This is a genomic window from Bradyrhizobium sp., from assembly GCF_049581145.1.
Lineage (GTDB): Bacteria > Pseudomonadota > Alphaproteobacteria > Rhizobiales > Xanthobacteraceae > Bradyrhizobium.
In genome coordinates this window covers 1-8,742 of the sequence record NZ_JBAURI010000904.1, presented here as the reverse complement: position 1 = coordinate 8,742, position 8,742 = coordinate 1, and the positions used below count along the sequence as shown (strand labels likewise).

7 protein-coding genes and 1 tRNA gene are annotated in these 8,742 nt (G+C 64.1%); 4 read left to right on the top strand and 4 right to left on the bottom strand.

Translation table 11 applies throughout. From position 1 onward, the window contains the following. Positions 1-102: 102 nt before the first annotated feature. Positions 103-990 (bottom strand): N-formylglutamate amidohydrolase, encoded by an 888-nt coding sequence (locus WCB02_RS29680; RefSeq protein WP_423963499.1) that lies wholly within the window; start codon positions 988-990, stop codon positions 103-105. Positions 991-1,303: 313 nt separating this feature from the next. Between WCB02_RS29680 and cpdR the strand changes: the two genes are divergently transcribed. The 3 genes from cpdR to WCB02_RS29665 all read left to right on the top strand — a co-directional run bounded on the left by cpdR (position 1,304) and on the right by WCB02_RS29665 (position 3,467). Then, on the top strand, positions 1,304-1,663 hold the full coding sequence (cpdR, locus tag WCB02_RS29675; RefSeq protein WP_423963497.1) for a cell cycle two-component system response regulator CpdR: 360 nt from the start codon (positions 1,304-1,306) through the stop codon (positions 1,661-1,663). A 94-nt stretch (positions 1,664-1,757) separates the two neighbouring features. After that, positions 1,758-1,832: transfer RNA gene (locus WCB02_RS29670), tRNA-Val, on the top strand. Positions 1,833-2,018: 186 nt separating this feature from the next. Next, positions 2,019-3,467 carry a DUF5107 domain-containing protein gene (locus tag WCB02_RS29665; RefSeq protein WP_423963495.1) on the top strand — a complete coding sequence of 483 codons (1,449 nt, stop codon included), beginning with the start codon at positions 2,019-2,021 and terminating at the stop codon, positions 3,465-3,467. Positions 3,468-3,499: 32 nt separating this feature from the next. On the opposite strand, the gene WCB02_RS29660 is transcribed toward WCB02_RS29665, so the two are convergent. Then, the gene (locus WCB02_RS29660; protein WP_423963493.1) at positions 3,500-4,693 is read right to left on the bottom strand and encodes an NADH:flavin oxidoreductase/NADH oxidase; all 1,194 of its coding nucleotides are present in this window, start codon (positions 4,691-4,693) and stop codon (positions 3,500-3,502) included. A gap of 318 nt (positions 4,694-5,011) precedes the next feature. On the opposite strand from WCB02_RS29660, the gene WCB02_RS29655 reads away from it, so the two are divergent. Beyond that, a complete protein-coding gene (locus tag WCB02_RS29655) occupies positions 5,012-6,199 on the top strand; it encodes an ABC transporter substrate-binding protein (protein WP_423963491.1) in 1,188 nt (395 codons plus the stop codon). 75 nt (positions 6,200-6,274) lie between these two features. Here WCB02_RS29655 and WCB02_RS29650 read toward each other — a convergent pair whose 3' ends face one another. Both WCB02_RS29650 and hydA read right to left on the bottom strand, forming a co-directional pair. After that, positions 6,275-7,228, bottom strand: coding sequence for an alpha/beta hydrolase (locus WCB02_RS29650; RefSeq protein ID WP_423963488.1), 954 nt, complete (start codon positions 7,226-7,228; stop codon positions 6,275-6,277). A 239-nt stretch (positions 7,229-7,467) separates the two neighbouring features. Next, a partial coding sequence (gene hydA / locus WCB02_RS29645; RefSeq protein WP_423963486.1) for a dihydropyrimidinase occupies positions 7,468-8,742 on the bottom strand: 1,275 nt, incomplete at its 5' end.

The following is an 8,742-nucleotide window of genomic DNA, read 5'->3' as shown; positions in this document are numbered from 1 at the left end:
AGCCGGGAGAGCGGGACGCGGTCAGCGATGACAGCAATCCAGAACGACGGCGATCCGGCTTTATTCCGCAACACCTAAACACTTATCGTTCACGACCTATTATTATTCCGCAGCGGCCTGAAACGGTCCGAGCTCACCGAGCGGAACGCTGGCCAGCTTGTCCGCCAGCGCGGCGAAATCGGCGGCCACCTGCGCAAAACGCGGTCCCTTCTCCCGTCGTCGCTCGTCCATATAGATCGCGCGGTTGAGCTCGAGCTGGATCGTATGCAATCCGCTGGCCGGATTGCCGTAATGCTCGGTAATGAAGCCGCCGGCATAGGGCTTGTTGCGCCCGGTCGAATAGCCGAGCCCGCTCATGGTGTCCTCGACCACGTCAGGAAGCAGCGACGCGCAACTCGTGCCGTAGCGGTCGCCGATCACCACGTCCGGCCGGCGCGGCTCGTCCCGCGACACCCCGATCGACGGCATCGAATGGCAGTCGACCACGACGACGGTGCCGAACATCTGGTGCACCCGGTTGATCAGCCGGCGCAGCGCGCGGTGGTAGGGCTTGTACAGCGTCTCGATCCGAGACAGCGCGTCGTCGACCAACAGCCGTTCGCGATAGATTTCCTGGCCGTCGCCGACCACGCGCGGGATGGTGCCGAGCCCGCCGGCGACCCGCATCGACCTGGTATTGGCGAAACTCGGCAGCCGTCCGATGAACATCCGCGGGTCGAGCTCGTAGGGCTCCCGGTTCACATCGACATAGGAGCGCGGAAAATGCACCCGGACCACCGCGAAGCCGTGGCCGCTCAGATCGGCGATCAATTCGTCCATGAAGGAATCTTCCGACCGCCGCAGCGTCGGCAGATCGATCCGCGACGCATCCAGGAAATCAACCGGATAGGCCGAGCCGGAATGCGGGGAATTGAAGATGATCGGCGCCCGCCATGCGGAAGGCTCCACGATCTCGAATGGAGGCGACAGTTCGCCATCAAACCGGGTCATCGTCGGGCGCCGTCCCTCACTGATCCGCTGGTCGCGACAGGTCGATTTGGCCAACACAACGGTGCTTTTAGCGGGGTATTGTCGACAATGCCAATCATCCTGCCAAGAGAAAAGTCACGGGAAAAGTCACACGGCCGGCTGGAACCTCTCTGAGATGTTAAGTGGGCCTTCATTGATTTAAGCCGTATTTCGGCCCAGAAATAGCCTTGCGAACGGCCGACCAATGCCTGCCGACCTTCACCCGAAATTTACCCTCAGTCGGGTTAAGTGAATGCTGTGTTCCGCCTCCAATCGGGATTTGACGCCGCTTGCCATGCACAAGATTCTCCTCGCCGAAGACGACAACGACATGCGCCGTTTCCTGGTCAAGGCGCTGGAAAACGCCGGTTTTCAGGTCTCGCCCCACGATAACGGCATGTCGGCCTATCAGCGGCTGCGTGAGGAAGCGTTCGAGATGCTGCTGACCGACATCGTGATGCCGGAGATGGACGGCATCGAGCTCGCTCGCCGCGCCTCCGAGCTCGACCCCGACATCAAGATCATGTTCATCACCGGCTTTGCCGCAGTCGCCCTGAACTCGGATTCGGAAGCCCCGAAGAACGCCAAGGTGCTGTCGAAGCCGGTCCATCTCCGGGAATTGGTCAGCGAAGTGAACAAGATGCTGGCAGCCTGAGAGGGCTGCCATCCGGCTTGGGATGGCGGTCGGGCCTCCTTGCCTGCCCGCGCCGGAGCCGATATACGGACGCCACCTGATATTTTGACCTTTCGGGCACGTAGCTCAGCGGGAGAGCACTACCTTGACATGGTAGGGGTCACAGGTTCGATCCCTGTCGTGCCCACCATCTGCTGCAAGGACTGCGGCGGCCGCTGTTGCGCAGCCGGCCTCCGCCGTCATCAAACATCGAGCCATCGAGGACGTCTCGTTTCTGAGAACGTTTCCTGCCAGGAATTGGGCTCGTGGAAGCTGCAGCAGAAATGGCGCAAGGTCATCCGGACTTTGTCGCTCCCGCTGTTCCAAGGCTGCGTCAATGGCAGTTGGTGGTCCCTCGCGTCTCCGCATCCGTCTCGCGCCGGTCGTGCTTTCGGCGGCCGTCCTTTCGGTCATGGGTGCATTCCGCGCCGCCGCGGCGTCGCCGGAGCCGGACAAGGTGTCGCTCAGCGAATCGACGATCCCCTGGCGCACCGTCAAATACGCGACCGATGCGGACAACGGATTCGTCAGCGGGTCGCTCGACACGACCGCCATCGTTGCACGCAGGTTCAAGAGCTATGTGCTCGAGAACCGTTATCTGAAGGTGACGCTGGTGCCCGGATTTGGCGGCCGCATTCTCTCCATCATCTACAAGCCGACCGGTCATGAAGTGCTCTATCGCGCGGATGTCGGCGTGCCCTATGGGATGAAGGCCGGAAATTTCTACTACGACTGGATGATGGTGTATGGCGGCATCTTCCCCACCTTTCCGGATGCCGAGCACGGCAAGACGTGGTTGAAGCCGTGGGATTTCAAGGTGGTGAGTCGGAGTGCCGACGAGGTGACGGTGGCGATGTCGCTCAAGGACGATTTCGCCTATGCGGCGGCGCCGAGCAAGTTCAGGCCGGGCGCGACCGGCATCGAGGGGACGAGCTATGTCACATTGAAGGCCGGTCGCGCCGCGCTCGATGCGCGCGTGGTGCTGAAGAATCCGCAAGCCAGGCCGATCGACTACGAGTACTGGACCTGCACGACGCTCGCGCCGGGATCGGACCCGAACCATCCCAGAGCGACCGGCGGCGCTGAAATCATCGCGCCGATCGCGGCTTACAGCACGCCGGCATGGTCGGCCAATCTGGCCCGCGGCGATGAGAGCGCAGGCCCCGGCCAGCGCCGGTTCGAGAAACTGCGCCATTTCAGGAACTGGCCGACCATGGGCATCGCCTACGCCGCGCCCGATATGGGCGGGGGGAATTTCTGGGGCGTGATCAATCACGACAATGAGGAGGGGATCATCCGCATTGCCGACAACAGGATCACGCCGGGCCTGAAGATGTGGACCTGGGGATTTCCGTCGCTGACCGACGCGCGCACGGAGCCGAGCGAAGCGCAGCCCTACGTCGAATTGTGGGCGGGCGTGTCGGACCAGTTTTTCCACAGCGCCAGGTTTCCCGCGCGGAGCGAAGTCTCGATTCCGGAAACCTACAGCCCGACCGTCGGCATGAGCAACGTGACGCAGGCCAATGAGCATATCCTGGTCAATCTCGAGACCGACGGCGCCGGCGTGAATCTTCAATTCTTCAGTCTGGAGCCGGCTACGCCGTTGCATATCACGTTGAAACGCGGCGACGACGTCTTGTTCGACAGCGCCGTGACAGCCGATCCGAAAAACGGAAATCGCATGTCCGCGGCCCTGCCATCCGGCAGCAGTGGCCAGCAGGTACGACTGATGATCACGACCGCGGACGGCAAGGAACTGATCGCGGCGGAGACACCGATCAAATAATCCCGGCCGGCCAACGCGCCGCCAATGGTCGCTCACGAGCGATGGATGACGGCCCCCGTTGGTGTCGCAAACCCGTCCAGCGTTCTGATCCGCTTCTCCAGCCACCAGCCGTATTCCGGTGACCAGTCCTCGAAGCGGCGGTTGATGCCGAGATCGTGCGCCCAATGCTGGGCGATGTTCGGGTTGTATTGCGCCTGGCGGCCGACGGCGATGAGATCGGCCTGGCCGTTCTCGAGGATGGTCTCGGCCTGCTGCGCCTCGAGAATGATGCCGACGGCCATCGTGGCAATGTCCGCTTCCTTGCGGACCCGCTCCGCGAACGGAACCTGGAAGCCGAGACTGCGCGGCACTTGCGCGGCCGTCGCCGCGCCCGCGATGCCGCCCGAGGAACAGTCGACCACATCCGCGCCACGCGCTTTCAGCTCGCGCGCGAGCACGACCGTGTCATCCATGTTCCAGCCTTCCTGCGTGCCGTCGACCGACGAGACCCGCACGAACAACGGCATCGCGGCTGGCATTTCACGCCGCACCGCTGCGGCGATCTCGAGCGGCAGCCGCATGCGCCCGTCCCGGTCGCCGCCATATTCGTCATGGCGCGTATTGGAGACCGGCGACAGGAACGAGGCGAGCAGATAGCCGTGCGCCATATGGATTTCGATGGTATCGAAGCCGGCCTTGACCGCGTTATGTGCGGCGCGAGCCCATGTGCCGACCATCGCCCTGCATTCGGCGGTCGTGAGCTGCCGTGGCGTCAGCCAGCCCGGTCCGACCGGCTCGGCCGTCGGTCCGACCGGCTGCCAGTGCTTCGCGCCGGTTTTCAGGTTCTCCTCGGTCAGCGGTCCCATGCCCTGCATCGCGGTCTGCGAGGAGGACTTGCGACCGCCATGCGCGAGCTGAATGCCGATCGCGGTATCCTGCCGCTTCATGAAGGCGATCAACGGCTTGAAACTTTCCACCTGGGCGTCGTTCCAGATGCCGAGATCATGTTCGTTGATGAGGCCGATCTCCTCCACCCCCGTCGCCTCGACAAACACCAGTCCGAAGCCGCCCAGCGCATAGCGACCAAGATGAACCAGGTGAAATGTGCCGCAGGTGTGGCCCAGATCGCAGCGATAATGGACCATGGGCGGCACCACGAGGCGATTTTTCAGCGTGAGCCCGCGAATGTGGAACGGCTGGAAAAGCCTGGGTCGTGCCGCGGCGCCGCCGTGAATTCCGTCGCTCACCTGAGCATCTCCTGACGCATTTGCCTTTTGGCGTCCGAAAGCCGCGGACGATCGGCATGGCTGTCGCATAAGCGGGCTGACGTTGGTGACGACGAACATGGCGTGAAAGTGGAATTGGATCAACTTGACATGATGCGCCGCGTCAAAAGCCCGCATGACGGGATCACACGCACGTCAAACTTTGGGTTGAGCATTCTTCGTCGCGCTATGCGAACGATCAGGCCACGGCTATAGTCCGTCGCAGGCAGGCGAGATCCGAGGTCGAAGCAACCTCGACACGTTTGGGAGTGAGCCAACAACGGTTAGGGAGGAAATCAGATGCCGCTGACCCGTCGTCAAGCGCTGGCGTCCGCTGCCGCAGCGATTGCTGGCACCATCGCCAGGCCCGCGATTGCCGCCAAGGAGCCGATCCGGATCGGCTACCTTCCGGCGCTCACCGGCCCCTCATCATCCACCGGGATCGGGATGAATCGCGGCAGCGAGCTTGCGTTGCGGGAGATCAACGCGGCCGGCGGCATCGACGGCCGGCAGATCGAGCTGATCCTCCGCGACACCCAGAGCGAGCCGACCAAGGCCGTCAATGCCGCAGCCGAGCTGACGCGCGGCGAGAAGGTGAGCGTCGTGTTCGGTCCGGTCAATTCCGGTGAGTCGCTTGCGGTCGTGCCCCTGCTGGCGCGCTCGAACACGCCGCAAATCCATCCATGCTGGGTCGACAGCCTGACCGACCCAGCGAAATATCCGATGTGCTTCCGCAATGCGCCGACCAATCAGCAGATCGGCGACGCCGCCAACCGCTACGTGGTCGACGTGCTCAAGCGCAAGAAGGTTGCGGTCATCAGCGACACCACAGGCTACGGCACCGCCTCGGTCAACGCCTATGTCCCGATGCTCAAGGCGAGGGGCGCGGACGTGATCTACCAGGGCAATATCGATGCCGCCAATCCGGACCTGACGCCCGAAATCCTGCGCATGCGCGACGCCGGCGCCGCGGCGATCATGCCCTGGAGCGTCAATCCCGGCTTCCTCTCGCGCATCATCAATACCCGCGGACAGATGGGCTGGGACGTGCCGATCATAGGCCAGACCACGCTCGGCTCCGGCCAGACGCGGGCCTTGCTGGACAAGCCCGAATACTGGGCCAAGGTCTATCCCAACAATTTCCGCCCGGTCTGCTACACACCCGACGGCAAGCTCACCGACCGCACCACGTCGTTCCTGGACCGTCTGAAGAGCGCCAAGATCGAATTGAGCGACACGCTGTTGTGGTGGGTCGCCGTCGGCTATGACACCCCGCGAATGATTGCCGAGGCGATCCGGAATGTCGGGACCGAACCGCAGCAGATCGTCTCCTATCTCAATAGGCTCAAGGCGTATCCCGGCGTCTACGGCGATATCTCCTTCACGCCCGAACAGCACAACGGCTATCCGGACGAGGAAGTGGTGATGGTCGAGGCCGATTCGCTCAGGAACGGCGCATTCAAGCTGGCTCCGGGTTACTCGGCTTAGGCCTGCGGTTCGATCTCGGCATGGCGCCGGCGACTGGCCGTGACCGGCGCAACCGATACGGAAGGCCGCCCTGCGTCAGGGCAGGCCGCGCGTTTCGAGCTCGCCGATCAACTGATGGATCCGGTCGGCAACGCTGGTGCCGGATCCGTCGAGGCCGAACACCGAGGCCGGACTGTCCTGCTTCGTCAAAAGCGCGGTGCGCGGGCAATGGCCGGCGCCGCAGAGCGACTGCTTGAGCTTTTCGGCTTCCGTGACCAGGCGCGGCGGATCGGCGGTCGACCAGGCGAGCACGATCGGCACATCGACATCGAGCAGGCCCGGCAGCGCCGATCGGTCGGCATATTTGCTCGTGTCCGCGCCGAAATACGACTGCTCGCCGGCGCCGCCATCGGCGCTCGACCAATAGATTCCCGACAGCAGCACTGCGCCGGCCACGTCCGAATCGGTTTCCTGCAATTCCTTGTGCGCCAGGAAGCTCGCGACATGGAACGCGCCGACGTCGTAACCGACCACGACGATTTCGCTGTGATTGCCGCCGAACAGATCGACGTTCTCGTGGACCCACGAGGTCGCGGCGGCAACGTCTCTTGCGCCGGCCGGCCAGCCGGCCTGGGGTGCGAGACGATAGGCGACGTGAACGGCCACCATGCCGTTGCGGACGGCAAAGCACATCGCCTGTTCCAGCAGCGGGTCGCTCGGGTCGCTCTGCGCGCCGTCGGCCGCAAAACTCTTCCCCACCACGAACACCAGCACCGGACGCGGCGTTCCATCCATGGCGTCCGCGGTCGCGACATCAAGCACGTTCTGCTCGCTCTGGCCATATTTCAGCATCCGCGAGAACGCGACGTGCGCGCAGGATGTCGCGGGAGCCGCCGTGGCATCGCCGGGTGACGGAGGAGACGGGGGAGCGTCATCAAGGCCGGTCTTGATCAGATAGGCCCCGAACCGCGGCCCCTCGGCCTTCACACGGCCTGCGGAAGTTCCGGCCATCATCGCCGCCAAAACGCAAACTACAAGACCGGTTTTCATGAACGACGGCTCCGGAACGGGTACGCGATCGGCCCGCGTCTGGGCAATTCGGCGACCTCATTCTGTCGCCGCTCGTGCCCGTCGATCAAGTCGGATCTCGCTTCACGTCTTGGCGATCCTGACCTGCGAGATGCGGCGCCCTCGCGACGGCCCGACGAAGTGCGGCCCTTCGCCGGCACTTTCGCGACGATATGCTGTCCATGGCAAGCGGGCGCTAGTCGTCCGAAGGGCCGGCCGCCTCAAGGCGTCACGCTGGCGCGCTGCACCGCCTGCGGCGCGGTCAGCTGCTTCCAGGTCGAATTGGCCACGTGAACCGGCGAGAACGCCGGACGCTCGACATAGCGGCCGTCGCCGCTTTCGGCGCGAAGCTCGCCGCTCTTCCAGGCGATCCTGCCGCGCGAGACCGTGACGACCGGGGCGCCGGTGCAGCGATAGCCCTCGAACACGTTATAGTCGATCCGGCTGAGCTGGGTCTTGGCGCTGATGGTCTTCTCGGCCTGCGGATCCCACACCACGAGATCGGCGTCGGAGCCGGCGGCGACCGCGCCCTTGCGTGGAAACAGATTGAGGATGCGGGCGATGTTTGCCGACGTCACCGCGACGAACTCTTCCCTGGTCAGCCGCCCGGTGGTGACGCCCGCCGTCCACAACAGCGGCATGCGGTCCTCGAGCCCGCTGGTGCCGTTCGGGATCTTGCGAAAATCCCCCAGGCCCACCCGCTTCTGTTCGGTGGTGAACGCGCAATGGTCGGTCGCGACCACCTGCAGCGAGCCGGATTGCAGCCCGGCCCACAGGCTCGCCTGGTTCGCCTTGTCGCGGAACGGCGGCGACATCACCCGCCGCGCGGCATAGTCCCAATCCCTGTCGTGGTATTCGCTGTCGTCGAGCAACAGATGCTGGATCAGCGGCTCGCCATAGACCCGCTTGCCCGCGGCGCGGGCGCGCGCGATCGCCTCATGCGCCTCGCGGCAGCTGGTGTGCACGATATAGACCGGCGCGCCGGTCATGTCGGCGATCATGATGGCGCGGTTGGTCGCCTCGGCCTCGACCTCCGGCGGCCGCGAATAGGCGTGGCCCTCCGGCCCGGTGACGCCGCGCGCCAGCAGCGCGTCCTGCATCAAAGCGACGACGTCGCCATTCTCGGCATGGACCAGCGGCAGCGCGCCGAGATGGGCGCAGCGCGCGAACGAGTTGTAGAGCTCGTCGTCATTCACCATCAGCGCGCCCTTGTAGGCCATGAAATGCTTGAAGGTGTTGATGCCGTAGGTCTTGACCACGATCTCCATCTCGTCGAACACCTGCTTCGACCATGAGGTCACCGCCATGTGGAAGCCGTAGTCGCTGGCCGCCCGCTCGGACTTGCGCCGCCAGTCCTGGTAGGCCGCCAGCATCGACTGGCCGGGATCGGGGATGCAGAAATCCACCACCATGGTGGTGCCGCCGGTGAGTGCGGCCTTGGTGCCCCATTCGAAATCGTCGGCCGAGACGCTGCCCATGAACGCCAACTCGAGATG